Origin of the sequence: Erythrobacter sp. KY5, assembly GCF_003264115.1 — a bacterium.
GTDB lineage: Bacteria > Pseudomonadota > Alphaproteobacteria > Sphingomonadales > Sphingomonadaceae > Erythrobacter.
This window is the reverse complement of the sequence record NZ_CP021912.1, coordinates 1,613,889-1,640,005: the sequence shown is the minus strand read 5'-3', so window position 1 is coordinate 1,640,005 and position 26,117 is coordinate 1,613,889. Positions and strand designations below refer to the sequence as shown.

The window sequence follows — 26,117 nt, the reverse complement described above, 5'->3', positions numbered from 1 at the left end:
GGATGCGGTGTCAGCCGCTTATCCCATGCCCGGCAGATTGAAGCCCGGTGGCAGGCCCATGCCGCCCTGCATTTCCTTCATCTTCTCGGCAGAGACACGGTCGGCCTTGTCGCGCGCATCGTTGAACGCGGCGGTGACGAGGTCTTCGACGATGTTCTTCTCTTCGGCAACCATCAGGCTGTCGTCGATGTTGACGCCAAGAATACGGCCCTTGGCGGTTGCGCGGACCTTGACCAGACCTCCACCAGCGGTGCCCTCAACCTCGATACTGTCGAGTTTGACCTGCATGTCGTTCATCTGGTTCTGGATCGTCTCGGCGGCCTGCTGGGCGGCCTGCATCATTTCTTCCATGCTTTTCATGGTTGGGGGCTCCTTTGTTTCAGTTCCATTTGCGGCCCGAGCCTGATGCACGGGCGAGCGTTTCTTCAGGGTCGACCAGTTCAGCGTCGGGGAACGCCTCAAGCGTTGCTTTTACCAGGGGGTTCGCACGAATGCGATCCTGCGTCGCCTTGGCCTCGGCATCGGCGGCTTCGCGCAAGCTTGGCTGCGCTTCGCCCGAACCGCGCTCGACCAGCCAGCGCTTGCCGGTCAGCTTGAACAGTGCATCGCGGATATCGGGTGCAGGATCGTCTGGATAATTGTCGGCCTGCTCGAAAATGAGCTTTTCAGAGGCGAGTTCGATCACACGGATGCGATCGCGCATCATCTGTGCAACGCGAAGCTGGCCTGAATTGTCGATCTTGTCGACCAGCGCGCCCCATTCCATCCCGGTGTAGCCGGAAGAGGTTGGCGCTGAGGCAGGTGCGCCCTCGCCACTTGCGCCGGCAGGTGCGGCGGAAACGCCGTTCTTCGCCATCTCCTCGATTCGGGCTGCGAGCTTACCGGGATCAGGCATTTGCGCAGCGTGGAGCACCCGCAACAGCGCCATTTGCAGCGCCACCAAGGGATCGGGGCTGGTGCGAACTTCCTCATGGCCTTTCAGCAGTAATTGCCACAGGCGGTGAAGCTCCGGCGCGCCCAGCTTGCTCGCAAACTCTGCCAGCGCATTTCGCTCTTCTTCGCTCGGTGCATCGGGTTCGCCGCCCGAGACCTGCGCGAGTGTCACCCGGTGGACGAGGTCCATGAGCGCTCGCATCAGGGCAAGCGGTTCGACGCCCAGAGCATATTGTTCATCAACGCCGGCAAGCAAACCCTTCGCATCGCCTTCAAGCAAACTGCCAAGCAGCCGCCGCTGCGCGCTCTTGTCGGCAAGGCCCAGCATCGAGCGAACGCGCTCTGCCGTTACCTTTGCTCCCAAACCGTCGGCGCTGTCCATGTCGGCATGCGCAATCGCCTGGTCGAGAATTGATAGGCCGTCACGCGCAGAACCTTCGGCAGCGGCAGCGATGATGCGCAGGGCCTCGTCTTCCGCTTCGACACCCTCGGCCTTGCAGACCTTGCCGAAATGTTCGGCGAGCAGGCTTGCCGGAATTCGGCGCAGGTCAAAGCGCTGCGTGCGGCTGAGCACGGTGACGGGAAGCTTCTCGACCTCGGTGGTCGCGAAGAGGAACTTCACATGCGCAGGTGGTTCCTCAAGCGTCTTGAGCAACGCATTGAAAGCGTTGCGCGAGAGCATGTGAACCTCGTCGATGATGTAGATCTTGTAGCGGGCCGAAACAGCGGCGTAGCGCACCTGTTCGATGATCTCGCGAACGTCGTCGACCCCGGTATGCGAAGCCGCGTCCATCTCGATCACGTCGATATGGCGTCCCTCGGCAATCGCGGTGCAGAACTCGCACACGCCGCACGGATCGATTGTGGGTCCGCCACTCCCGTCGGGCCCAACGCAATTGAGCGCCTTGGCGATCAGGCGCGCGGTAGAGGTCTTGCCGACGCCCCTCACCCCGGTCATCAGGAAGGCATGCGCCAGCCGGTCGCGCTCAATCGCATTGGCGAGCGTGCGCACCATCGGTTCCTGACCGACGAGTTCGGAGAAGGTCTGGGGCCGGTACTTGCGCGCCAGCACACGGTAAGCCTGTGCGACCTCGCCTGTTGGAGTGGACTTGGAGTGGTCCTCAACCGGAGTCGGAGCGGGAGCAGAAGGCTCTGGCGTGGCCATTCCCTCGCCACCGAACATGGAATCCTGCCCCGCAGCCTCAAGCTCGGCAGCGCTCGGCGCTTCTTCCTTTTGGGTGTCGGGCAGGTCTGGATCGGAATCAGTCACGCGCGCAAGCTAGGCGCTTGGCGCGCGTTTGTCATCGCGCCGATCATTCGAAATGTTGGAAAAGGAGCCGAGCGACCCGCCGCAATTCACCTGGGCTGCTTCCTTCCGGACCTGACCCGGTGAGCGAACGCAAACGTCCACCCGACTCCCGGATCGCCATATGGCGGGGGTGAATGAAGATTTCAATATGGAAAAGCGTTGCTCGACCGGCTCGCAGCGCGCCAACGGCCACCGCCTGCCGCGGCTTCTGCCGCAAAACGTCTACCTGAAATTATCCGCGTAGGCCTGAATTTTGAGGCTCTTGGGCGGCGTCTTGTGAACGCGCGCGGTGATGCCGTATTTTTCGGCGTAAGCCTTGGCCGCGTCCTTGCTCGGGAAAGTGAGCTTCACCTGCGCCTGAGTATCGCCGCTACCGGTCCAGCCCATCAGCGGATCGGGCTTGCGCGCTTCGCTCTGCTCGAATTCGAGCACCCATGTGTCAGTCTTGGCCTTGCCCGATTGCATTGCGCTCTTGGGCTGCTGATAAATGATAGCGGTCATTGTGAATCCCTTTATGCGCCGCCCAATAATGCAAACCTAGCCGCGATTGAAGGCGTTTTTGGTCTTTAGGCTCGGCTTTTCAAGCCATGGCTGTTCGGGCCAGCGATGCTTGGGGTAGCGGCCCTTCATATCCTTGGCGACATCAGCCCATGAACCGCGCCAGAAACCGGGCAGGTCGCGGGTCGATTGAATTGGTCTGCCGGCAGGGCTGGTGAGCTTGAGCAACAGGGGTGTGGTCCCGATCATCGGGTGCTGGTCCAGCCCGAACAGTGCCTGCACGCGCACTTCGACGCTGGGCGCATCGTCACCGGCATAGTCGATGGTGTGGCGTGTTTGCGCGGGCGATGTGAAGTGGCTTGGCGCTTGTGCATCCAGACGCTGCTTCGTGTCCCACCCCACCAGCCCCAGCGCAGCATCAGCAATCACCGCTGGCGCAATACCCAGATCGCGTCGCCCCTCCAGCAGCGGGATAAGCCAGAGCGCGGATTGCTCTCGCAGCTGTCCTGCTGACAGTTCTTCGATCCCGGCAAAGGCTGCGCGCGCGAGAAAACCTGGCGGAAAAAGGTCGTCGATCCGTTCGTGAGCGCGTTTCTCAAGAATCTGGGTGAACAGGTCCGCGTCGGGCTTGGGATCTGGCCCGCTCGCAAGGACAATCGCCCCAAGCCGCCTTTCACGCCGCGCCTCGGCCCTTTCCTTCTGCGCGTTCCAACGCGCTATTGAGCGCTCTTTCAACTCGTCGGCGAACAGCGCTTCAACCTGCCCTTCGCCAAGCTCTATACCCGATGTGATCCGCGCGCCCTTCGCCTGCCCCTGCGCATCGCAGATCACCATCCATTCGGCCCGCGCAAGCGGCGATGCGGGATCAAGCTGGAAACCGCGTCCCCCCGCGCTCAGCCAGCTTTCGCCGTTCGCATCACGGCGGCGCGCTACAAAGTCGGGACGTGCCAGCGCTAGGCATTCGGCTGGCTCAAGCTGGCGATCGTCTGCGTCGCTGACCAATGAGCCCGCCTTTTTCGCCCAGCCCTGCGCGATACGAGCTGCGCTTTTTGAGCGCCCTGAACCCTCGTTCCTCCACCGCGCAAGGCGCTCCGACAAATCCTCGCTGCGTCCGCCAAGCCCGCGCTCCTGAAGCAGCATGACCAGCCGCGCCACGTTCTCACCGCATCCGTTCGCCGCCCCATGCAGCACTGCTGCCGCGTGGTCGGGTGACATGGGCATCGCCGCGATGGCCCTGCCCCAGGGGGTGATCCGCCCCTCATTGTCCAGTGCTCCAAGCGTTTGAAGCGAAGCGCGCGCGCTCGCCACAGAAGCTGCGGGGGGCGCATCCAGCCAACGCAAGGATTGCGGCTCGCTCGATCCCCATTTGGCAAGGTCGAGGATCAGGCCGGTGAGGTCAGCCGTCTCGATTTCAGGCGGCGCGAATTCCGGGCGGCCAAGGTGCCCGCCTTCCTCCCACAATCGATACGCAACGCCCGGTCCCTGTCGCGCCGCGCGCCCTGCCCTTTGCGCCGCAGCGGCCTGACTGGCGCGGCGGGTGACCAGATGCGTGGTCCCGGCGGCTCGGTCATATTCGGCGAGCCGTGCAAGCCCGCTGTCCACTACGACCGACACGCCATCGAGAGTAAGCGATGTCTCGGCAATCGCGCTCGCCAGTACGATGCGTCTGCGGCCATCCGCATCGCGACGAATAGCTGCGCGTTGAGCAGCCGGTTCGACCTGTCCGTGCAGAGCGAGAATCGGCGTATCAGGCAGCTTCGCCGCAAGCCGTTCGCGCGTGCGCTCGATCTCGCCAACACCGGGAAGAAAGGCGAGTATGTCGCCTTCTTCCTCGCGCCACGCAGTGAGGACTGCTGAGGTGACCTGATCCTCGATCCGCTGAGACGGATTTGCGCCAAGCCACCTGATTTCAAGCGGAAAGCTGCGCCCTTCGCTTTCCACCACACGGGCATCATCGCCAAGCAATTTGGCGAACCGTGCGCCGTCGATCGTGGCCGACATGACCAGAACGCACAGGTCCTCGCGCAAAATGTCTCGCGTCTCCAGCGCAAGAGCGAGGCCAAGATCGCTATCAAGATGCCTCTCATGCGCTTCGTCGAACAGGACCGCAGACACGCCCGGCAATTCGGGGTCATCAACCAGCCAGTTGACCAATATCGCTTCGGTCACGACCAGGACGCGGGTCTTGGCCGATACCTTGCTGTCGAGCCTGGTCATGTAGCCGACCGTCTCGCCGGGCTTTTCGCCCAGCAATTCGGCCATGCGCTCTGCCGCGGCGCGGGCTGCGACCCTGCGCGGGCTGGTGAGGATGATCTGGCCGTCACACCAATCCTCTTCCAGCAAAGCGGGAGCCACGGCGGTGGTCTTGCCGGCTCCGGGCGGCGCGATCAGGACAGCCGCTCCCGCGTCGCTCAGGGCGGCGACGAGTTCGGGCAGGACTGCAACGATGGGAAGGTTCGAGCTCACACTCGTAGGGATAACGCGATCAGTAGCCGCGAGCGACAGCGAACTGGGCAGCTTCGGCCATTGCGGCGCGCGCCTTGCTATCGGGGAAGATCGAGATCGCATCGATGGCGCGCTGCGCGAAGTGCCGCGCCTTTTCCCGCGTATCTTCGAGAGCATTGTGCTTTTCGATCAGGCGGATTGCATCGGCAAAGTCTTCATCCGAGGACCGATGACCGAGGATCGCGTCCTTCCAGAACTTGCGTTCCGCCTCGTCTCCGCGCGCATGAGCGAGAATGACCGGCAGCGTCATCTTGCCTTCGCGGAAATCGTCGCCCTGATCCTTTCCCATCTGTGCAGCATCGGAATCGTAATCGATCGCATCGTCGACCAGCTGGAATGCGACACCCAGATTGCGTCCGTAATCTTCGAGCGCTCGCTCTTCCTCGTCGCTGCATTCGGCAACGACCGCGCTGATCTGGCTGGCGGCAGCGAAAAGCGCGGCGGTCTTGGCGCCGATGATGTGGAGGTAGCGTTCCTCGCTCGTCTCGATCTGGCGCTGCGCGGTGAGCTGTGAGACTTCGCCTTCTGCGATCACGGCGCTGGCGTGGCTGAGGATCTTGAGAACCCGCAGCGACCCGTCTTCGGTCATCAGCTCGAAAGCGCGGCTGAACAGAAAGTCACCGACCAGAACCGTCGCAGGGTTGCCGAACACGATATTGGCCGCCGCCTTGCCCCGGCGAAGCTCGCTGCCATCGACGACATCGTCGTGAAGCAACGTCGCGGTGTGGATAAACTCGACCGCTGCGGCGAGCTTGTGATGGCGTGTGCCCTCATACCCGACCAGCGCGGCCCCGGCGAGCGTGAGCATCGGGCGAAGACGCTTTCCGCCACCCGAAATCAGGTGTCCGGCAAGGCGCGGGATGAGCGGAATCTCGCTCTGCATGCGTTCGAGAATAACGGAGTTGACCGAATTCATGCCGTTCGCGGTCAGCGAAAGCATTGGTTCGAGCGTCGGTTGTTTGCGCGGCAGGGGTACGACGTCTGCGGTCATCGGCCTCGCCTTAGGGTGTGCTGCGCGCGCTTGGCAAGCGCTGAATTGCTGCTACTTTCAAAGCCTATGTCGCACGAGACGCAACTTTCACACACCGCCAAGGCCGCAGATGATCCGGTTCTGACGGCCTATCGCAAGAGCATCGACAATATCGATGCGGCAATCATCCACATGCTGGCGGAGCGGTTTCGCATCACTCAGGCGGTGGGCGAATACAAGGCCAAGGTCACACTTCCTCCCGCCGATCCGGCGCGCGAACAGCGGCAGATCGAACGGTTGAGAAAGCTATCGGAGGAAGCCGACCTCGACCCGGAATTCAGCGAGAAGTTTCTGCGCTTCATCATCGACGAAGTTATCCGCCACCACGAAAAGGCGCGCGAAATCTAAGTCACGCTTAGCGAGGGGTGTCGCCCTTGCCATTGCCAGCAACTGGCGGTGCGCTCGGCTTTGGTGGAGGCGGCGCGTTTGGCGCTCTCGCCTGCATAGCATTGAATTCGTCGATGCGTTCGTCCTGCACCGCCTGGGCCTGATCGGCAAAGTAGAGCTCGCGCAATTCGCGCAGTTCGCGGCGGGACAGTCGGACGCGGTTGCCTTCGCGGTCATAGGCAAACTCGCCGCCGCCGGGGTAAAGCAGGTCGTCATCCCATCGCCTCCACCGGCGAATTTCGTCGAGCGCGCCGGGCCCCTCCGCGCGCCGGTTGAGTTCGGGAGCAACATACGGGCTGCCGAAGATACCGCGCTCGGCCGCGAAGTTGTTTGGGGTGTCGGATGAGGTGGCGCAGGCGCCAAGTGCGAGACCGACGGCGGACAGAATTGCGACATTGCGAACCATGCTGAGCGCTCCACTTGCGACCGCGCATAAAAGGCCAGCAGGCTTTTGAACGAAAGCTGAATCTACCCAGCTCGCGGAAGCCTCAGGTCCACCAGCAAACCGCCCAGATCCTCGCTTTCGCCAAGCGTGACCGATCCGCCATATATCTCCGCCACGTCGCGCACGATAGCGAGGCCCAGGCCCGTGCCCGGCTTGCCGGTGTCGAGCCGGGCGCCGCGATCGAAGATGCGTTTGCGCTCCTTCTCGGGAATACCGGTGCCGTCATCCTCGATCCAAATCCGGCAGAGCTGGCTGTCGGGTTCTTTATCGTCATCGTCAGGATCGATGGTGACGAAGACGCTGCCGCCGCCATATTTGGCCGCGTTCTCGATCAGGTTGCCGAGAATTTCGTCAAGGTCCTGACGCTCGATGGCGACCAGCGCATCCTTGCTTCCCGCGATGTCCAGCCGGCCTTCGGGATAGAGCCTCTCGACCGCGCGGCGCACGGCTTCGGCGCTCTGGCGGACATTGGTGCGTGCCTGCCCGACCGCGCGCCTGCCCACGGCTCTTGCGCGGGCAAGATGGTGATCGACATGGCGCTGCATCGTTCGCGTTTCGCGGAATACGGCAGTGCTGAGATCGGGATCGCGCGCGGTCGCAGCGTTGGTGAGCACGGTCAGCGGCGTCTTGAGCGCGTGCGCCAGATTGCCTGCATGCATGCGCGCTTCCTCCGCCTGCCGCTCGGTATGTTCGAGCAGCGCGTTCACTTCCTCCACCAGCGGTTGAACCTCTGCCGGAAGCGGTTCGGTTATGCGGTTGTCACCGGTGGTGCGCAGCTTCTGGATCGCTGCCCTCACCCGGCGAAGCGGCGAAAGGCCATAGCGAATTTGCAGCAGCGCCATGACAATCAGGCCAAGACCGAGAGCGGCGAAGCTCCAGATCAGGATTGAGCGCACCTGCTGGATCTGGGCGTCCATCTCCTCAGTCGCGCTCGCCACGGCGAAGGTCCATCGGGTTTCGCTTCCGGGCAAGATCACGGTGCGTTCGACGATGCGCACGGGTTCGCCCGGTATCTGGTTCGAATTGTAGAATTGCGGCTCGCTGTTGAAGTCCTCGCCTTCTTCCGGTCCGCGCAGGTTCAGCGGCGTGTCCCACAGGCTGCGCGAGGGGTAGGGTTCATATCCTTCACCGCTGATCTGCCAGTAGAGACCGCTGCCCGGTTCCAGGAAACGCTGATCGCCGAGGCTTCTGTAAAACCACACCTCGCCAAAGCTGTCGATCTCAGCCGAGGCGATCATGGCGGTGAGCTGGTATTCGAGCTGTTCGTCGAAATTGGCTTCGACCTGCCGCGTCAGCGTGCGCTCAAGCGCGATACCACCGCCAAGCAGCAGGACGATAATCCAGCCAGCCGCGATGAAGCCCATGCGCCGCGCAAGGCTGGCGCGTGGTTTGTCACTGGGGACTTGCGCAAGCTGAGAGGTGTCTTCAGCAGGCGCGGCCTCGTCCGCCCCCGGCGCGGTCACCGGGGCGGTCACCGGGGCGGAAGGCGCACGCGCGGCGTCAGGCTCTTGGAGCGTCTGCCGGGTCGTCGAGGCTGTAACCGAGGCCACGTATCGTTGTTATCACTTCTGCGCCGAGTTTCTTGCGGATGCGGGTGACGAACACTTCGATCGTGTTCGAATCGCGGTCGAAATCCTGATCGTAGATATGTTCGATTAACTCAGTCCGACTGACGACCTTGCCCTTGTGGTGCATCAGGTAGCTGAGCAGCTTGTATTCCTGCGCGGTGAGCTTCACCGGCTCCCCGTCAAGCGTCACGCGGCCAGAGCGCGTGTCAAGCCGGACACCGCCTGCTGTCAGTTCCGACGACGTGTTGCCCGACGCACGGCGGATCAGCGCGCGCAGGCGAGCGATCAGCTCTTCGGTCTGGAACGGCTTTGCCAGATAGTCGTCAGCGCCCGCATCGAGCCCGGCGACCTTATCCGACCAGCTGTCACGCGCGGTCAGGACCAGCACGGGGAAATCGCGGCCTTCCTTGCGCCACATGCCGAGCACGCTCAGCCCGTCTATCTCAGGCAGGCCGAGGTCGAGGATGCAGGCGTCGTAATCCTCTGTGCTGCCGAGGAAATGGCCGTCTTCGCCATCGGTCGACAGGTCGACGGCATAGCCGGTCTGCTCCAGCGTCGATTTCAGCTGCTGACCAAGAGTGGGCTCATCTTCAACGATCAGAATGCGCATGGTCCACCATTATCCTTTGAGTTTTCGGGAGGATGCCTGCGCGTTTGTGCGACGCACGTCAAGCGAGCGACGTGTCGCAAATCGTGCTTCGTCCCCCGGCGAATGATCATGATTGCTGCGGATCCGCTCTCAATTCGACCGGTTGATGATCCGGCCAGTGCGGGCATCGACATCGATATAGGTCACGCGGCCCTCGCGGATGAACTTGAGCCGGTATGCGCGCGCGGTGCTGTCGTAAGACGGGCCGAGATATTCGCTACCGCGCATGCGCGGCAGGATGCGCCGCTCGATCTCGCGCAGGGACAGCTGGTTCCCGGCTCGCATCTCCCGCCGAGCCTCGCCCTGATCCGAGCGCGACTGCTCCTGCGCAGCCGTCGTTGCAGCGACAAGCGACGTCGTGGAGCCCGCACCGAGACCGACCGCCATCAAGGCGGCCGCTGCGGCGAGAAGGAGGCGGTTGTTCGTCATCGTGCTGTCATGCCTAGGCCCAGTGCGTTGAACAAGCTGTGAATACGGCGAAGTCCACTTGTTCAGACTGGAATGGCGCGCGTGTCACTCACCTTCCTCGGCTGCTTCGGCATCGTCATCGACCATCTGGTACTTGATCGTGATGCTGACGCCGGTGTTCACCATGCCGGGCTGAATGCGCGATCCGGTGACCTGAATGGCGTTCTCCGCAACGTCGCGCATGGCCATTTCCGGCATGGGAGCACGGCCCTGTATCGCCTCGCTGATCGAGAGCACCTCGACCCCGTCATAGCCCATCATCGCGGCATAGGCTTCGGCGCGGCTCTGTGCACGCTGGACGGCGCTTGCGCGCGCGGTGTCCTTGGCTGCCTCGTCATCCTCTATCGAGAAGTCCGGCCCGGAAAGGTCGGTCGCGCCCGCCACCACCAGCGCATCGAGCACCGCGCCGGTTTCATCGACATCGCGCAGCTTGACGCTCACCCGGTTCGACACCTGATATCCGCGGAAGACATTGCGCTGGTTCTCCCGGTCGTAATCGTAGCGGGGGTTGAGGTTGACGCCGGTCGTCTGGATGTCCTTTTCCGGAACGCCCAGTGCGATGATCCGCTCTATGACGCGGTTCATCTGTTCAGCGTTCATCCGCATGGCTTCGACCGCAGTAGCCGCATCGGTGGATACGCCTGCACCGATCGTGACGAGGTCGGGTTCAGCAGTCACGCTTTCGAACACGGAAAGCTCGATCACCGGACCTTCGGCTTCGATTTCAACCTGTTGGGCGGCAAGGCCTGATGGCATGGCAAGGGCACCAGCGGCAGCGAGGGTTAGAGCGGTACGGGTCATCATTTACGTCCTCCTTTGCCGCGCAGATGGGGGATTGCGGCTTTCGGCGCACTGAACCGACTTGGCAGCACAGTTGCAAGCCCCTACTTGGCGCGCTCTATGGCACAACCTCCGATCCTCTCCTGGGAAGGGCTTGGCCTTCAGCAAGGCGGGCGCTGGCTTTTTGGCGGCCCCCAGCCGGGCGAAGGCGCAGAGCCGATTGACCTGCATATCCTCCCCGGAGATCGGCTGGCGCTGATCGGGCGCAACGGGGCTGGCAAGACGACGCTGCTCAAGCTCATCGACAACCGGATCGAAGCGGATCGCGGTCAGCGGCGAGTGAAGCCGGGAACGCGGATCGTGTTTCTGGAGCAGGAGCCTGACTTCTCGCCCTTCGACACGCTGATGGACTTCGCGCTCCATGGCGATCACGCGCCAGCAACGCATGAGGTCGAAGCGATTGCAGGCCAGCTCGGCATCGACATGAGTACCGATGCGGCGACAGCTAGCGGCGGCGAACGTCGCCGTGCGGCTATCGCCCGCGCTCTCGCTCAAGACCCGGACCTGTTGTTGCTGGATGAGCCGACCAACCACCTCGATCTCAGCGCGATCGACTGGCTTGAGGACTGGCTCACCCGGTACAAGGGCGCGTTCATCACGATCAGCCACGACCGCACCTTCCTCAAGCGCCTGACCCGCGCGACGCTTTGGCTCGACCGCGGCTCGCTGCGGCGCAAGGAGGTCGGCTTTGGCGGATACGAGGCGTGGGAAGAGCAGGTCTACGCCGAGGAAGCGCGCGCCGCCGAGAAGCTCGACGCCAAGCTCAAGCTTGAGGCGCACTGGCTCGAACGCGGCGTGACCGCACGGCGCAAGCGCAATCAGGGCAGGCTGGAGAAGCTCTACCAGATGCGCGCGGCCCGCGCCGCGATGATCAGCGACAGCGGCGCGGCAAAGCTCAAGCTTGGCAATGACGAGGAGTTCAAGTCCAAGTCCGTCATCGTCGCCGAGGGCATCTCCAAATCCTACGATGGCCGCGCGGTCATCAAGCCCTTCACCCTGCGCATCCAGAACGGCGACCGCATCGGCATCGTCGGCGCAAACGGTGCCGGCAAGACGACCCTGCTCAAGATGCTGACCAAGGAGCTTGAGCCCGACACCGGCACGATCACCCATGCCCGCACCTTGTCCGGAGTGATGATCGACCAGCAGAGGAAGCTCCTCGAACCGGGCGCGACCGTGCGCCAGATCCTTGCCGAGGGCGGCGACTGGATCGACGTGCGTGGCAATCGCAAGCATGTGCAGGCCTACCTCAAGGACTTCCTGTTCGATCCCAAGATCGTCGACACCAAGGTCGGCATCCTGTCGGGCGGCGAGCGTTCGCGGCTGCTGCTCGCCCGCGAGTTTGCGCGCACCGCCAACCTGCTCGTGCTGGATGAGCCGACCAACGACCTCGACCTCGAAACGCTCGACCTCTTGCAGGAGGTCATCGCCGATTTCGAAGGCACCGTGCTGATCGTGAGCCACGACCGCGACTTCCTCGACAAGACGGTTACGATCACGCTCGGTCTCGATGGCACGGGGCGGGTCGATATCGTCGCGGGCGGTTATGCCGACTGGGAGGCCAAGCGCCGCAGGCCGGTGGTCGGCAAGTCGAAGGCGAGCGAGCCTTCCTCCACCCCCGCCCCGCCTCCGCCTGCTCCCAAGTCGGACAAGCTCTCCTACAAGGACCAGCGCGATTACGAGCAGCTCCCTGCGCGCATAGAGGAGCTCGAAGCCGCCATCGCCAAGGCCGAGGGTATCCTCGCTGATCCCGACCTCTTCGCCTCCGACCCGCAGCGCTTTGCGACCATCTCAAAGGGGCTTGAGAACGCCCGCCGCCAGAAGGACGAAGCAGAGGAGCGCTGGCTCGACATCGCCGAGAAGGTCGAGGGGTGAGCGCGCAGCGGGCCGAGGCGCTCCATACGGAGATCGCGGCCTGCACCCTTTGCGCCGAGCACCTGCCGCTGGGCCCGCGCCCCGTCGTCCAGTTCTCGCCAGCCAGCCGCATCCTCATCATCGGACAGGCTCCCGGAACCCGCGTCCATGCAAGCGGCATTGCGTGGGACGATGACAGCGGCGACCGGTTGCGCGGCTGGCTGGAGATGGAGAAGGACGCCTTCTACGACCCTGCCAAGGTCGCGCTGATGCCGATGGGTTTCTGCTATCCCGGCAAGGCCAAGGGCGGCGATGCTCCGCCGCGCAAGGAGTGCGCCCCCGCATGGCACGACCGCATCCTCGCGCTGCTCCCCGAAGACCGGCTGACATTGCTGGTCGGCGCTTATGCGCAAGCCGCCTACCTGCCCGCAACGCGCAAGCTTTCGATGACCGATCGGGTGAAGCGGGGGGCCGAGTTCGCGCCCTTCTTCCCGCTGCCCCACCCCGCCTGGCGCGTGCGAATGTGGATGGCGAGCAATCCTTGGTATGAAGCCGAGACCCTCCCCGCCCTTCGCCGCCAGATTGCCGCGCGGCTCGGCTGAGGGGCGAGAAGTGGACCGCATGTTACACGGTCCAGAGGCAAAAACCCGCACTGTGTCACCATAGGCCGCAAAAGCGTCACCTCAGGACGCAAAGCGTCAACATGGCTCGCGAAAGTGTCACTCTTCGCGTATAAGAGTGTAACTCTCGGCGTGCAGCCGCCGCCTTTGCCAAATCGCAGGAGCCAGCCATGTCCATTGAGCAACTCGCCACCGACTTCATGAAGCTGATGATCGAAGAGGATGCCGAAGGGTATCAGGCATACTGGTCTGACGACATCGTCAGTCTGGAACCCACCGACGACCCGATGGCGCGGGTCGAGGGTCGCGAAGCGCTGATCCAGAAACACCAATGGTGGGAAGACAATGCCGAGACGCACTCCTCCTCGATGCAGGGGCCTTACATCTTCGGCGACCAGTTTGCGGTGCGCTATACCATGGATGTCACGATGGACGGTGAACGCAGTCAGATGGCGGAAGTCGGCGTCTACACCGTCAAGGACGGCAAGATCGTCGAGGAGCGCTTTTTCTACGGCGCGGGCGATTACGCCTGAAGACAGCGCCACGCTTCACCTGATCCGATAGAAATCCGCCACCCGTTCAAGCGCCAGTTTGAGCACAAGCTTGCCGCTTCGCGCGGGCCAGCCCAGCGTCTTTTCCGCCTGCGGCAATCCCTCGCCTGCACAAACGACGCGCCACAAAACGTCTTCGAGGCCCTTTCCCGCGGCATTCATCGCGCCATCGAAACGCTGCTTCGCCGCGATCTGGCGTTCACTGGCGTTCAACCCTGTATCGCCGGTCGTCTTGATGCGCACCGGGTCCCAGCGCATCGTGACATTGGGCGACAATTGCGCACGCTCATAATCGGCACGCAAGGCTTCGCCCGCGTCGAACAGCCGCGCAGGCAAGTGGCCGCGCGAATGCAGCCACGCAATCGGCGATTCTGCCGCATTGACTGTGACGCTGCGCCCCTTGGCGCGGGCCGTGCCCTCGCGCCTTGGACCTTCGGATGTAAGCTCCCGCTCGACCAGTTTGCGCATGACCGACACTCCTTTATCACCAAATGGGTGATTTGAGGCTTGCATTGCATCCAGTGCTGTAGGAAAGTCCAAAATTGCCAAAAGGGTTCGCCAAGGGGTTCAAAGCATGATCAATCGCATCCGGGAAATCCGAAAGGCCAAGGGACTGACCCTCGCCGATCTCGCAGAGGCGTGTGACCCGCCAACCACCGCACAGACAATCGGCCGGCTGGAAACAGGGATGCGCAATCTCTCGATCAAATGGATGGACCGGATCGGTGCAGCGCTCGACATTGACCCGGAGGTACTGGTTCGTTCGGAGGAGCAGAAGCGCGCTCAGGTCGTGGCCGAACTGGGCCTGTCGGAGCCAGAAGCGCTCAAGTCCCCGCGCGAGGCGATCCTGCCTACGGAAATCGCGGCGAGCGGCGGCGATGCGACCATGCTCGTCCTCGAAGTTGCCGCATCGGTTGGCGAATATCGCCCCGGCGACATGGTGTGGCTGCGCCAGATCGACCCGGACGAAGCGGGCGCAAACATGCTTGGCGCGATGAACCGCGACTGCCTGATCCCGCGCCCCGGCGGTCGTTTCGCGTTCGGTCGGCTGATCGACCGCAAGGGCACGCTGGTCGGACTTCTCCCGGCGCAGGCGGGCAACAAGCAACTCGTTATCGATAATCCGCCCTGGATTGCGGTGGCAACGATGCTTGTGAGGCCGCTGTGACGTTAATCCTGTTTGTCAGTCGGTCTTAACCGCAATCCCCCTAACCTGGCCCCGATAGTGAGGAGAAATCTGGTGAAGATTCAGCGACAAGGAGGCCGCGTATGAAGCACGTCCTGTCGCTCAGCACGCTTTATCCGAACGAAACCAATCCGCGCTTCGGCACATTCGTCGCTCGCTCGCTTGAAGCCTTGGCGCGGCGCGGGGATTGGCGCGTCACGGTGGTCAATCCGATTGGCCTGCCTCCTGTGGCTGTGGGCCGTTACCGCGCACTGGCCGGACTTGACGATAGGGCGGACGAACGCGGCATCACGGTGCATCGCCCGCGCTTTCGCCTGATTCCTGCGGTAGGCGCGCGCCGCAACGCCTCTGCCATTGCGAAAGCCGCATTGCCGGTCGTGAAGCGAATTCACGCCGAATCACTCATCGACGTGATTGATGCGCAGTTTTTCTTCCCCGACGGCCCTGCCGCTGCCGAAATCGCCGACGCTATCGGCGCGAAGCTGTCGATCAAGGCACGGGGCAGCGACATCACCTATTGGGGCGGGATAGATTTTGCCCGCGCACAGATGCGCGAAGCTGCCGAGCGCGCCGACCGGCTGCTGGTCGTGAGCGAAAGTCTGGCGCGCGAAATGGAGGATGTCGGAATGGATCGCCGCAAAATGCGCATCCACTATACCGGCCTCGACCGCGACCGTTTCCGCCCGCTCGAACACACGCAATTGCGCGCGCAGCTTGGTAAGGAGCTGGGCTTCCACATGCCCGACAATGCGCCGCTGCTGACCTGTGTCGGCGCGCTCATCAAGCGCAAGGGCCAGGACATCGCGATTGCCGCCTTGAAGGCCATTCCGGGCGCGCGGCTGGTGCTGGTCGGCAAGGGCGAGGACGAGGCACACTTGCGCGATCTTGCCAAGACGATGGACCTTAACGCCCGCGTCCATTTCGCAGGATCGCTCGACCACAACCGGCTGCCGCTGGTGCTGTCGGCTGCCGATGTGATGGTGCTGCCCACCGCCAATGAAGGGCTAGCCAACGCCTGGGTCGAAGCGCTTGCCTGCGGGACGCCGGTGGTGACCTGTGACGTTGGCGGCGCGCGAGAGATCATCACCAACAACACCGCCGGAAGACTGGTAGCGCGCACCCCTGAGGCCGTGGCGGCGGGCGTGAACGAGGTGCTCAACAATCCGCCCATGCGCAGCGCCGTCGCCGCGATGGCGGAGCGGTACAGCTGGGAGACCAATGCGCTCGAACTAGCAGCGCATTATGATGATTTGATCGGACGCTAACGCCTGACTGCAATCGACCCCCTGGGCCGCAGGGGCGCCTAGAAACCATGGGCGCCCGCCCGCAGCGGGGCCGCAGCAACGCGGAGGCCGTCTAGCGAGGACGCAGGCCCGGATGGGCCTGCGAAATACAATCAAACCTGCCCCAGCACCTTCTTTTCCTGCAAGTCCGCCTCTGTCTCCTTCGGCACGAAGCTGTCCGAGGTGACGCCCATCCAGATCAGCAGCGGCGCTGCGAGATAGACGCTCGAATAGGTGCCGATGAACAGGCCCGCAGTGATCGCCGCGACAAGGCCGAACAGGCTGGCCGGTCCAAAGAACAGCAGCGGCAACAGCGCCACCAGCAGCGTCAGCGAGGTCATCACCGTCCGCGCCAGCGTCTCGTTCACGGAAAGATCGAGCAACTCAGGCAGCGGCATCTTGCGATACTTCTTCAGGTTCTCACGAATGCGGTCGTAAACGACGATCGTATCGTTCAGCGAATAACCGATGATCGCAAGGATCGCCGCGATGATCTGAAGGCTGAATTCAAGCTGTGTCAGCGCGAACAGGCCGAGCGTCACCGAAACGTCGTGGAACAGAGCGAACAGCGCGCCCACGCCGAACTGCCATTCGAAGCGCAGCCAGATATACAGTGCCACCATCACCATGGCCGCAATCAGCGCGAGCGCTGCATCGTTGCGAAATTCGCCCGAAACCTTGCCCGACACGCTGTCGACGCCGTCGATCCGGATGTCGGGATAGCTTTGCTGGATTTCGGTGACGATCGCGTTCGTCATCGCATTGGCAAATTCCGGATTGCCTTCCGCTTCGGGCGGCAATTTGACGCGGATCGAAACCTCGTTGGGTTCGCCGAAGCGCTGAACGATCGGGTCTTCGATGTTTTCGATGTCCCCGATCACCTGCCGCAATTCGACCACCGGCGCTTCCGCCGTCTGAGTGAAGGTAGCACGGATTTCCTGGCCGCCGGCAAAGTCGACGCCGTAATTGAGGCCCTGAGTCAGAACCGCCGCCCAGCTTCCCACGATCAGCACGATGCTGAGGATGAAGAAGGGCACGCGCAGTTTCAGGAACCTGATGTTGGTGTCCTGGGGTACGAGCTTGAGCAGTTTCATGTCTCGTCCTCCTTAAATCGTGATGTCTTTGGGGCGCTTGGCGGCGAGATAGCCGGACACCCACATCTTGGTCAGGGTCAGTGCGGTAAAGACCGATGTCGCAAGGCCGATCACCAGCACCACGGCAAAGCCGCGGATCGGGCCGGAGCCGAACCAGAACAGCAGCACACCTGCGATGAAGTTGGTGACGTTTGCGTCATAGATCGCACGGCTCGCTTCCTTGTAGCCGTTCTCGACCGCTGTCACGACCTTGCGGCCGCGCTTGCGCTCTTCGCGGATGCGCTCGTTGATAAGCACGTTCGCATCCACCGCCGCGCCGACGGTCAGCACGAAGCCTGCGATACCCGGCAATGTCAGCGTGAAATTGCCGATAGCCATCAGGCCGAGCAGGATCAGCACGTTGAACACCAGAGCGATCGTCGCATAGACGCCAAAGCGGCCATAGGTTGCGACCATCAAGGCGATCACCGCAATCGACCCGATCAGCATGGCGATGAGGCCGCTGCGGATCGATTCAGCGCCAAGGTCGGGTCCGACCGTGCGCTCTTCGACCACGGTGAGCGGCACAGGCAGCGCGCCCGATTGCAGCGAGATCGCAAGCTCGTTTGCGGTCTCAGGCGTGAATGCGCCCGAAATCTGCGCGCTTCCGCCAAGGATCGGTTCATTGAAGAACGGCGCGGAAATCACCTCGCCATCAAGGATGATCGCGAAGCGTTCGCCCACATTCTCGGTCGAGAGCTGGGCGAATTTCTGGCCGCCCTGCTGGTCGAACTGGATGTTGACGACGTTCTCGTTGGTCTGCGGATCGACGCCCGCGCGCGCATTGATGAGGCTGTCGCCGCGAATACCGCCAAGCCTTTTGACCGCTTCGAACTGACCGGCAAAGGCGGTTTCGGGCGCGTAGGGGTAAATCTGGCTTCCCGGATTTGCGACACCGGCAGCGGTGTTGGTTGGCAAAGCCTGCTGGTCGACCAGCTTGAATTCAAGCTCCGCTGTCTCACCGAGCAGACGCTTGAGCGCGACCGGATCCTGAAGGCCCGGCACCTGAACCACGATGCGGTTTTCACCCTGACGGATGATCGTCGGCTCGCGCGTGCCAAGAAGGTCGATACGGCGGCGAACGACTTCGACAGCGCCTTCCATCGCGCTGTTCAATGCGGTCGCCTGCCCGGCATCGGTCGGGGTCAGCACGATGCGCTGTCCGTCCACCACCGACATGTCCCATTCGCGCCGCAGCCCGTCACCCATCATGATCGGTTCGAGAACGGCGCGTGCACGGTCGATATCGGCCACACTATCGAGGATGAAGGACAACTGCCCGTCCGAGCGCGAAGTATCGCCAAAGTCGATTTCGGGAACGGCCTGGCGAAGCGCGGATTCGACCGCCTCTTCCATGTTCTCAAGCCGCTGGCTCGCGACATCAGCCGGGTTCGCCTCAAGCAGCAGGTGCGAACCGCCGGCAAGGTCGAGACCCAGATTGATCCGCGGAAGCGAGCTTTCTTCCTCATCCTCCCCGCGATCCGTTTCCGGGAAAGCGGGAGCTTCGGCTGTCACATCGTCAGCCGCGACCGGCGCCGGTTCATCCGACGAGGTGAAGCTGGCGACGAGCGACGGGATCGCCGCCGCTGCCAGCGCGAGGGTGAAGATCCAGAGCGAAATCTTCTTCCAGAGTGGTGTATCAAGCATTGCCGTTCAGTCTTGAACCTTTAGAGATTTACCGTCGATGGCCGGGCCGGTGTCGCATTATCGTGCGCAACACGCCCGCCATGGTGGTCCTAGTCGTTGGCGGGCTTGCCACCCGGCTCAATCAGGTCAGCGATGGTGTGCTTGACCGCTTTTACGCGAACATCCTTGGCGAGTTCGATTTCGGCATAGGTGTCATCGACCTTGATGACCTTGCCGACAAGGCCGCCCTGGGTGACAACCTGATCGCCCTTTTTCAGGCCAGCGACCTTTGCTTGGTGCTCTTTCTGGCGCTTCATCTGCGGACGGATGATCAGAAACCAGAAGATCACGACCATGCCGACAATCGGCAGCCAGTTGATCCAGCCCGGTGGCGCATCAGCGGCTCCGGCAGCGGCAAGAAGGTCAAGCATGTGTCAAAAGCCCGTTCGTTTTGCTGTTATGAATAATCCCAAAGAACGGGCCCCGGATGCGTGGCAACCGGCGGGTCCGCTCTACCCTTAATCAGGGTAAGTGGGCGCGGTTAGCAGCAATACAAGCAAGCCGCAATTCGGCTGGCGTGCATGGTGGCAAACAGGCCACAGCTGCGTGTATCGCCCCGATAGCCAGTGAGATGGATCAGCTTTCGCCTTGCAAGCGACAAACGCCCCCCTTATAGGCCGCCTCCTCCACTGGATACGGGAAGTAGCGCAGCCTGGTAGCGCATCACACTGGGGGTGTGGGGGTCGCAGGTTCGAATCCTGTCTTCCCGACCAGTGGAGAATATCCTTCAAAGCCATTGCGACCGGCTCATTTGTCCACGTTCTCCGTCGAACACGGATGACCGTTCGTCCCTTGCGCCTGTTCTTTCATTCTAGCGATGCGCAAGGAACTTTCATGTTGGCTCTGCGTTTCTCTGGCTCGATGAATCCCCTCGCCCATTCCAAGCCGCTTTTGGCGACATGCGCCGCTGCTGCCCTTTGTCCTGTGCCGCTTGCGGCTGAGACAAGCGGTAGTGAGGCGCTCGATGAGACTGGTGAAGCATCCGCTGAAGCCAATACGCGCCGCATATTCACGCCCGAGGATTTCGCCCGTTTCGCGCCGCGAAGCGCGCTGGACATGGCGCGCCAGATACCCGGCTTTTCGATCCGTGAAGGTGGCGGCGATCGCGGACTTGGTCAGGCGGACACCAACGTCATCATCAATGGCAGGCGCATTTCGGGCAAATCGAACGGCCCGGTCGCCGCATTGCAGCGCATCCCAACGGACGAGGTCGTGCAACTGGTTCTGGTCGACGGCGCGAGCCTCGATATCGGCGGCCTCACCGGACAGGTGCTCAACGTCATCACCGCAAGCGGAGGAGGCATTTCCGGCCAGTTCCGCTACGCCCCGCAATTCCGCTCATTCGGCACGCCCGCGCGCCTTTACGAAGGACGCGTCGCGATTGCGGGCGGCGGTCAGAAAGACGAATGGACGCTTGAGCTCGCTAACGATTCCGGTCGCCGCGGCGATGAGGGCATAGAACGCGTTTTCGATGCGGCACGCACTCTTGTTGCGTTGCGAGACGAGGCAGCGAATTTCAATTCCGACCGGATCGGGCTTTCAGGTTCGTACACCCGCGTCGCCGACAATGAGAACGTCCTGAACCTCACCGGCGAGGTCAACGGCTTCATCTTTCGCGAGAGCGAGATTTCGATCCAGGAAGGGATCATCGGCCTGGGCAACAGCGCGCGCGATTTTCGTGCGCAGGAGGATGAATACAATTTCGAGGTCGGAGCGGACTATCAGTTCGACCTTGGCGGCGGGCGCCTGAAAGTCATCGCCTATCACCGATACGAAGACAGCCCCACCGTCAGCCAGGCGATCACCACCTTCGAAGATGGTTCGCCGGTCGTCGGCAGCCGCTTCACCCGCGATGCAGACGAAGCCGAGACGATCCTGCGATCCGAATACAGCTTCGGCGCATTTGGCGGCGACCTGCTGGTTGCAGCCGAAGGCGTGCGCAATTTCCTCGATATCACCTCCGGGTTTGAGGTGATCGACGCGGGCGGCGACTTTCAGCCCGTCGCGCTGCCCGGAGCGACCGCGCGCGTCGATGAGGACCGCGCAGAGGCAAGCCTCATCTACAGCCGCGCGCTTGCCCCTACGCTGCAGTTCCAGACCTCGCTTGGCGCTGAATATTCGAAGATCAGCCAGAGCGGGCCGCTCGGCCAGACGCGCACCTTCTATCGGCCCATGGGTTTCGTCGCGCTCGACTGGAAGGCGAGCCCGGACATCAACATCGCAGGCCGCGTCGAACGGGTCGTGGGTCAGCTCAATTTCTTCGACTTCATCGCCTCGGTCGACCTCGATCAGGAACGCGCCGACGTCACCAATGCTGACCTTGTCCCGCAGCAAAGCTGGGTCTTCGAGATCGAGGCTGCGATCAATCTGGGTGCGATTGGTACGCTCAACCTGCGCCCGTTCTACGAAGACATTTCCGACATCGTCGACCAGATCCCGATCAAAGGCGGCGGTCAGGCACCGGGCAACCTCCCCTCGGCCAAGTCCTATGGCATCTCGGGCGATCTAACGCTGCTTTCCGAAGGGTTCGGCTGGCGCGGCACGCGGCTTGATTTCAGCGCCTCGGTGCGCGACAGCTCGATCACCGATCCGCTGCTGGGTACGACGCGGCGGCTGTCGGGCAACGACATTCTAGACCTCGGCATGGACCTGCGCCACGATTTTCAGGGCACGTCATGGGCCATCGGCTCTTCGGCCAGTTACGAAGACAACGCGCCCAATGTGCGCCTCGACGAAATCGCGCTCAGAACCGAAAGCTTCCCCGGTTTCGTCAGCGCCTTTGTCGAGAACAAGGATGTCGCAGGCCTTACGATCCGCGCCAATGTCGCCAACATCGCCGACCGCGACAACCGCTTTGACAGGACGGTCTTCGTCGACCGCAAGGCCGGCATCATCGACTTCATCGAAGACCGCGACCGCGAGTTCGGGACGATTTTCACGCTCGAGATTGAAGGTTCGTTCTAACCGTCCTAGGCGCTCGAACAAACGAGAGAGGACGCGGCAGATGACGACCACACCCCTTCCCCGGATGCGCAGCTGGCTGTTTGCCCCCGGCGACAGCGAAAAGAAAATGACCAAGGCCATCGCGAGCGATGCCGACATTGCGCTGATCGATCTGGAAGATTCAGTGGTTCCCGACCGCAAGGCCGCGGCGCGCAAGATGGTCGCCGATGCGATCGCCGCTGCGCCCGATACGTCGCGCGTTTGGGTCCGGGTCAATCCTCTCGCTGGCGGATGGACCGAAGCGGACCTCGATGCCGTTGTCGCGGCGGGTCCGGGCGGGCTGTTTCTGCCCAAGGCGGAAGGGGGCCATCATGTCGAGGCTCTCGACGCGCTCATCACGCCGCGCGAAGTGTCTGCGGGGCTCGCCCCCGGATCGATCCGCGTGGCGGCGCTCGTCACTGAGACGGCGGCGGCGATGTTCACCACCGGCACTTACGACAACACGCCGCGCCTCGCCGCGATGAGCTGGGGCGCCGAAGACCTGTCGAGCGAGCTGGGAGCCAGCGAGCAGCGCGGCCCGGACGGCGAATACACCCATGTTTACGAGATGGCGCGCAGCCTGTGCCTGCTCGGCGCGGTAAAGGCGGGCGTTGCTCCGATCGAGACGGTGCAGCCTGAATTTCGTGACCTTGAAAAGCTCGAAACCCGCGCCCGGCGCGTTCGCGCACAGGGGTTTCGCGGGATGCTGGCCATTCACCCTGCGCAAGTCGCACCCATCAACGCCGCCTTCACTCCGAGCGAAAAGGAGATCGCTCATGCCCGCGCGGTTGTTCAGGCATTTGCCGACAATCCCGGAGCAGGCGCGCTCCAGCTCGATGGGGCAATGATCGACCGACCGCACCTCGCTTTGGCTGAACGGTTGCTCGCTGAAGCGGGCGAATAAGATCGATTATCGAGCCAAATTAAACTTTTAACTCTCCTACACGAACCTATTTGGTTAGTGTAGTGCTCCGATTTTTCAACAGGAGCGCTTTCATGGCCATTCTCGAAACCCTCATCGGTCCGATCACTTCCCTGCTCGACAAGATTATCCCGGACAAGGAAGCACGCGCGCGGGCCCAGCTTGAGCTGATCCGGCTGGAGAGCACGCAGGATCTCGCCATGATCGAGGCGCGGTTGAAAGCCATCGTCGCCGAAGCGCAGTCGCAAGACCCCTGGACCAGCCGCGCTCGGCCAAGCTTTCTCTATGTGATGTATATCCTGATCCTGACCGCCCTGCCGATGGGACTGCTCAGCGCCTTCAACCCCGCTGCTGCGCGTGACATTGCAGGCGGGATGAATGCCTATCTCGCAGGCCTGCCCGAGCCGCTCTACGCGCTCTTCGGCACCGGCTATCTTGGCTATACCGCCGCGCGCCAGTGGGGAAAAGTGAAGGGCGTAGACCGGTAAGCGTTTGGCCTTAGGACGCATTTCCAGCTTTGTTAAAACTCGTACGTTAGGGAGCGCTGATGAAACAGGTGACCTACGAGAGCGAAGCCAGTCCAGGTCTCGGCGCTGACGACGTGTTCGACATCATCAGTAAATCGGTCCGCAACAATGGCGATTCCGGCCTTTCTGGGTTCCTCATTTTTGCCCATAATCGCTTTTTTCAGGTGATCGAAGGACCCGCTCAAGGCATCACCGACTTGATGGACCGTTTGAGCAAAGATGCGCGTCATCATTCGATTACTATCCTTGATGAACGCACAGTCGATAAGTTGTCTTTCTCGCGGTGGCGAATGAAGCGCTTTGTTTTTGAAGGATTGGACGATAACGCCTTCTTGCGGATACCATCCGATCTCGCCTCGGCGCCTGCGCATGTAAGGCAAGCCGCAAACGGATTTCTCCGACGAGCGAGGCCCGTCTAGCTGCGAAGACGTGAGCCCTACACTGTTCGATCTCCACGAGAGAGAGCCATTTACGGGTTGGAAACCACGTTCCTTTGGTCTGAGTATTGTGACCGATGTCCGTTTATTTGCACTCCTCGACCATTGGAAGGGGGATGCCAGGCAATAGACGGACTAAGTGGGGGGTTACAATGAACAGAACGTTTTTGATTGGCGTTTCGGCAATCGCGCTTGCAATGCCGGGCATTGCACTGGCTCAGGACAATATCAGCGAAGTCATCCAGACCGGGGCCGGCAACGATGCCGACGTGACGCAGACTGGCGACCTGAACGAATCGGTCATCGACCAGGACGGCACCGCAACCGGTGTGGACGGGATCGCGAATGAGGCGACCATCGTTCAGGCAGGCTCAAACGGATATTCCGAAGCGACGCAGACCGGCGACAACATTCTCAACGTCACACAGACGGCCGAAAGCGACGCAATGAACTCCGAAGTGTTCCAGACCAATGCCGGCGGGGGCACCAGCAACCAGGCCGACGTTATCCAGCGTGGTGCCGGTTCGGGCTTTGGTTCGGGCACAGGCAATTTCATCATTCAAGAAGGCACGAATGGCGACATCGAAGTCACTCAGGACATCGGCACCACCGACGCAATCAGCGTGGTGACCCAGCGTGACCAGAGCCAGACCGCGACGGTCACACAGACCGCGGGTGTCAACGTTCAGTCCTTCATCGAGCAGGAACAGAACACGCAGACCGCAACTGTCCGGCAGACCGGCGATGACAACTTCTCCGACATCTTCCAGTCGCAACGCGCCAACAATGCCGACGTCCTGCAGACGATGGCAGAGAACCGGTCGGAGATCATTCAGGATGGTGAGGAAGGCGACGTCGATGTCGATCAGACCGGCATCGACAATGACAGCTTTGTCGACCAGGACGACAACACCGATCGCGGCCGGATACTGATCACTCAGAGCGGGAACGAGAACGAGTCCGACGCTTTTCAAGACGACGACGATTCGATCATCACGCACACTCAGAGCGGGAACGAGAACGTCGCCGACACCGATCAGGGTTCGGATGACAGCGAAAGCACCATCACCCAGTCGGGCAGCAACAACGAGGCCACGGTTGTCCAGGGTGACGTTTCCGGCGATCAGTTCAGCACCATAATTCAATCGGGCAGCCGGAACACCGTAGAAGTTCAGCAGGGAACCGACGCGTCTGGCCCGAACGACGACTTCAACACCAGCATGATCACCCAGTCGAGCAACGACAACACGGCAGTGGTTGATCAGCTCTCGAACAATACGAGGCACACGCTGGTACAGGAATTGGGTGATTTCAACCGAAGCACGACACTGATTGGCGATGACACGGTCGGTGCAAATCCTTTGCCGACTAATATCGACGTCACCATCCGTCAGGCCGGTGCGATGAACACATCAACCGTTACCGCGTCGAGCAACAACAGCGATGTGTTTGTCGACCAGATCGGATTCATGAACACCTCGACCGTGACACAGAACCTGGGCGGCGACCTCAACACTGCTGACGTCAACCAGGATGGCGACAACGGCACATCCACCATGACGCAGTCGGGCACGAGCAACATGTCGATCCTCAACCAGGACGGCACGTTCAACATCAGCGTGATCACCCAGAACGGGACGTCCAACATGGCGACCACCAATCAAGGCGGAACGGGCGATTTCTCCTCGACCTCGCAGATCGGAACCGGAAATGTCGCGACCGTGTCGCAGAACTTCCCCTGATCTGGAGCGGAGGGCACACCAATCCGAAGGGCCGCGATCATCGCATCGCGGCCCTTCATGCTTTCTAAGCCCGGCCAAGCCCGCTAATCCGACCTGATGAGCGAAATCTCGAAGACAGTCTTCGTCCTCAACGGACCCAACCTCAACCTGCTCGGCCTGCGGGAGCCTGAGATATACGGCTCCACCACGCTCGACGAGATTGCCGGGATGCTTGAGGACCGCGCGCTGGAACTGGGGCTGACGATCGACATGCGCCAGACCAATCACGAAGGCATGCTGGTTGACTGGCTACACGAAGCGCAGGCGCAGGGTGCGCGCGCTGTTCTGATCAATGCAGGCGCCTACACTCACACTTCGATTGCGCTTCTTGACGCGGCAAAGGCGATAACCACTCCGGTTATCGAGGTGCATATCAGCGATCCAAAAACGCGAGAAAGTTTTCGCCACACCTCATATATCGGCATGGCAGCGGCAAAGACGGTGGAAGGCCACGGCCCGCAATCCTACCTCATCGCACTGGAAGCCGTAGCGTCGGGCGAAGTCTAGTCCGTCCACCACTTTG

General features: G+C 62.0%; 26 protein-coding genes, 1 tRNA gene and 1 other RNA gene. 13 read left to right on the top strand and 15 right to left on the bottom strand.

The annotated features are described in order from the left end of the window. Positions 1 to 18: 18 nt before the first annotated feature. The 6 genes from CD351_RS07750 to CD351_RS07725 all read right to left on the bottom strand — a co-directional run bounded on the left by CD351_RS07750 (position 19) and on the right by CD351_RS07725 (position 6,236). Positions 19 to 360 (bottom strand): YbaB/EbfC family nucleoid-associated protein, encoded by a 342-nt coding sequence (locus CD351_RS07750; protein ID WP_111992052.1) that lies wholly within the window; start codon positions 358 to 360, stop codon positions 19 to 21. Between the two features lie 19 nt (positions 361 to 379). Then, positions 380 to 2,203 (bottom strand): DNA polymerase III subunit gamma/tau, encoded by a 1,824-nt coding sequence (locus tag CD351_RS07745; RefSeq protein WP_111992051.1) that lies wholly within the window; start codon positions 2,201 to 2,203, stop codon positions 380 to 382. Between the two features lie 57 nt (positions 2,204 to 2,260). Further along, positions 2,261 to 2,355: signal recognition particle sRNA small type (gene ffs, locus CD351_RS07740), an RNA gene on the bottom strand. 109 nt (positions 2,356 to 2,464) lie between these two features. Continuing rightward, positions 2,465 to 2,743 carry an ETC complex I subunit gene (locus CD351_RS07735; RefSeq protein ID WP_111992050.1) on the bottom strand — a complete coding sequence of 93 codons (279 nt, stop codon included), beginning with the start codon at positions 2,741 to 2,743 and terminating at the stop codon, positions 2,465 to 2,467. A 36-nt stretch (positions 2,744 to 2,779) separates the two neighbouring features. Then, positions 2,780 to 5,206 (bottom strand): ATP-dependent helicase HrpB, encoded by a 2,427-nt coding sequence (hrpB, locus tag CD351_RS07730; RefSeq protein WP_234027280.1) that lies wholly within the window; start codon positions 5,204 to 5,206, stop codon positions 2,780 to 2,782. Between the two features lie 19 nt (positions 5,207 to 5,225). Beyond that, positions 5,226 to 6,236, bottom strand: coding sequence for a polyprenyl synthetase family protein (locus CD351_RS07725; protein WP_111992048.1), 1,011 nt, complete (start codon positions 6,234 to 6,236; stop codon positions 5,226 to 5,228). Positions 6,237 to 6,302: 66 nt separating this feature from the next. On the opposite strand from CD351_RS07725, the gene CD351_RS07720 reads away from it, so the two are divergent. Next, entirely contained in the window at positions 6,303 to 6,623 is a 321-nt protein-coding gene (locus CD351_RS07720) for a chorismate mutase (protein WP_111992047.1), read from the top strand. A gap of 7 nt (positions 6,624 to 6,630) precedes the next feature. Here CD351_RS07720 and CD351_RS07715 read toward each other — a convergent pair whose 3' ends face one another. The 5 genes from CD351_RS07715 to CD351_RS07695 form a co-directional block, all read right to left on the bottom strand. Beyond that, the gene (locus CD351_RS07715; RefSeq protein WP_111992046.1) at positions 6,631 to 7,068 is read right to left on the bottom strand and encodes a hypothetical protein; all 438 of its coding nucleotides are present in this window, start codon (positions 7,066 to 7,068) and stop codon (positions 6,631 to 6,633) included. A gap of 62 nt (positions 7,069 to 7,130) precedes the next feature. Continuing rightward, positions 7,131 to 8,657 (bottom strand): HAMP domain-containing sensor histidine kinase, encoded by a 1,527-nt coding sequence (locus CD351_RS07710; protein ID WP_111992045.1) that lies wholly within the window; start codon positions 8,655 to 8,657, stop codon positions 7,131 to 7,133. Beyond that, complete coding sequence (locus CD351_RS07705) at positions 8,608 to 9,285, bottom strand: response regulator transcription factor (protein ID WP_007163658.1); 678 nt, start codon at positions 9,283 to 9,285, stop codon at positions 8,608 to 8,610. Before CD351_RS07705 ends, CD351_RS07710 begins: the two co-directional genes overlap by 50 nt. A gap of 129 nt (positions 9,286 to 9,414) precedes the next feature. Further along, positions 9,415 to 9,753, bottom strand: coding sequence for a PepSY domain-containing protein (locus tag CD351_RS07700; RefSeq protein ID WP_111992044.1), 339 nt, complete (start codon positions 9,751 to 9,753; stop codon positions 9,415 to 9,417). An 84-nt stretch (positions 9,754 to 9,837) separates the two neighbouring features. Then, a complete protein-coding gene (locus tag CD351_RS07695) occupies positions 9,838 to 10,596 on the bottom strand; it encodes an SIMPL domain-containing protein (protein ID WP_234027279.1) in 759 nt (252 codons plus the stop codon). A gap of 96 nt (positions 10,597 to 10,692) precedes the next feature. Between CD351_RS07695 and CD351_RS07690 the strand changes: the two genes are divergently transcribed. The 3 genes from CD351_RS07690 (at position 10,693) to CD351_RS07680 (ending at position 13,639) form a co-directional block, all read left to right on the top strand. Further along, on the top strand, positions 10,693 to 12,507 hold the full coding sequence (locus tag CD351_RS07690) for an ABC-F family ATP-binding cassette domain-containing protein (protein WP_111992043.1): 1,815 nt from the start codon (positions 10,693 to 10,695) through the stop codon (positions 12,505 to 12,507). Beyond that, a complete protein-coding gene (locus tag CD351_RS07685) occupies positions 12,504 to 13,088 on the top strand; it encodes a uracil-DNA glycosylase family protein (RefSeq protein ID WP_111992042.1) in 585 nt (194 codons plus the stop codon). The genes CD351_RS07690 and CD351_RS07685 overlap by 4 nt, the downstream gene beginning before the upstream one ends. 188 nt (positions 13,089 to 13,276) lie before the next feature. Continuing rightward, positions 13,277 to 13,639, top strand: a complete 363-nt coding sequence (locus tag CD351_RS07680; protein WP_111992041.1) for a nuclear transport factor 2 family protein — start codon at positions 13,277 to 13,279, stop codon at positions 13,637 to 13,639. Positions 13,640 to 13,654: 15 nt separating this feature from the next. Here CD351_RS07680 and CD351_RS07675 read toward each other — a convergent pair whose 3' ends face one another. Beyond that, entirely contained in the window at positions 13,655 to 14,125 is a 471-nt protein-coding gene (locus tag CD351_RS07675) for a DUF6456 domain-containing protein (RefSeq protein WP_111992040.1), read from the bottom strand. A gap of 106 nt (positions 14,126 to 14,231) precedes the next feature. Here CD351_RS07675 and CD351_RS07670 point away from each other — a divergent pair, with 106 nt between their 5' ends. Both CD351_RS07670 and CD351_RS07665 read left to right on the top strand, forming a co-directional pair. After that, positions 14,232 to 14,825 carry a helix-turn-helix domain-containing protein gene (locus tag CD351_RS07670; RefSeq protein ID WP_111992039.1) on the top strand — a complete coding sequence of 198 codons (594 nt, stop codon included), beginning with the start codon at positions 14,232 to 14,234 and terminating at the stop codon, positions 14,823 to 14,825. Between the two features lie 101 nt (positions 14,826 to 14,926). Beyond that, the gene (locus CD351_RS07665; RefSeq protein WP_111992038.1) at positions 14,927 to 16,108 is read left to right on the top strand and encodes a glycosyltransferase; all 1,182 of its coding nucleotides are present in this window, start codon (positions 14,927 to 14,929) and stop codon (positions 16,106 to 16,108) included. Between the two features lie 131 nt (positions 16,109 to 16,239). Here the strand turns inward: CD351_RS07665 and secF are convergent, their stop codons facing one another. The 3 genes from secF to yajC all read right to left on the bottom strand — a co-directional run bounded on the left by secF (position 16,240) and on the right by yajC (position 19,316). Beyond that, a complete protein-coding gene (gene secF / locus CD351_RS07660) occupies positions 16,240 to 17,220 on the bottom strand; it encodes a protein translocase subunit SecF (RefSeq protein WP_111992037.1) in 981 nt (326 codons plus the stop codon). A gap of 12 nt (positions 17,221 to 17,232) precedes the next feature. Next, positions 17,233 to 18,906, bottom strand: coding sequence for a protein translocase subunit SecD (secD, locus tag CD351_RS07655; protein ID WP_111992036.1), 1,674 nt, complete (start codon positions 18,904 to 18,906; stop codon positions 17,233 to 17,235). Positions 18,907 to 18,995: 89 nt separating this feature from the next. Next, complete coding sequence (gene yajC, locus CD351_RS07650; protein ID WP_111992035.1) at positions 18,996 to 19,316, bottom strand: preprotein translocase subunit YajC; 321 nt, start codon at positions 19,314 to 19,316, stop codon at positions 18,996 to 18,998. Between the two features lie 265 nt (positions 19,317 to 19,581). Between yajC and CD351_RS07645 the strand changes: the two genes are divergently transcribed. The 7 genes from CD351_RS07645 to CD351_RS07615 all read left to right on the top strand — a co-directional run bounded on the left by CD351_RS07645 (position 19,582) and on the right by CD351_RS07615 (position 26,101). Further along, positions 19,582 to 19,658, top strand: a tRNA-Pro gene (locus CD351_RS07645). A gap of 121 nt (positions 19,659 to 19,779) precedes the next feature. After that, positions 19,780 to 21,909, top strand: a complete 2,130-nt coding sequence (locus CD351_RS07640) for a TonB-dependent siderophore receptor (protein ID WP_162627653.1) — start codon at positions 19,780 to 19,782, stop codon at positions 21,907 to 21,909. A 40-nt stretch (positions 21,910 to 21,949) separates the two neighbouring features. Further along, positions 21,950 to 22,831 carry a CoA ester lyase gene (locus CD351_RS07635; protein WP_111992033.1) on the top strand — a complete coding sequence of 294 codons (882 nt, stop codon included), beginning with the start codon at positions 21,950 to 21,952 and terminating at the stop codon, positions 22,829 to 22,831. A gap of 92 nt (positions 22,832 to 22,923) precedes the next feature. Further along, on the top strand, positions 22,924 to 23,337 hold the full coding sequence (locus tag CD351_RS07630) for a holin family protein (RefSeq protein ID WP_111992032.1): 414 nt from the start codon (positions 22,924 to 22,926) through the stop codon (positions 23,335 to 23,337). A 59-nt stretch (positions 23,338 to 23,396) separates the two neighbouring features. After that, positions 23,397 to 23,795 carry a BLUF domain-containing protein gene (locus tag CD351_RS07625; RefSeq protein WP_111992031.1) on the top strand — a complete coding sequence of 133 codons (399 nt, stop codon included), beginning with the start codon at positions 23,397 to 23,399 and terminating at the stop codon, positions 23,793 to 23,795. A 170-nt stretch (positions 23,796 to 23,965) separates the two neighbouring features. After that, on the top strand, positions 23,966 to 25,555 hold the full coding sequence (locus CD351_RS07620) for a hypothetical protein (RefSeq protein WP_162627652.1): 1,590 nt from the start codon (positions 23,966 to 23,968) through the stop codon (positions 25,553 to 25,555). A 96-nt stretch (positions 25,556 to 25,651) separates the two neighbouring features. Further along, the gene (locus tag CD351_RS07615) at positions 25,652 to 26,101 is read left to right on the top strand and encodes a type II 3-dehydroquinate dehydratase (protein WP_234027278.1); all 450 of its coding nucleotides are present in this window, start codon (positions 25,652 to 25,654) and stop codon (positions 26,099 to 26,101) included. Positions 26,102 to 26,117: the final 16 nt, after the last annotated feature.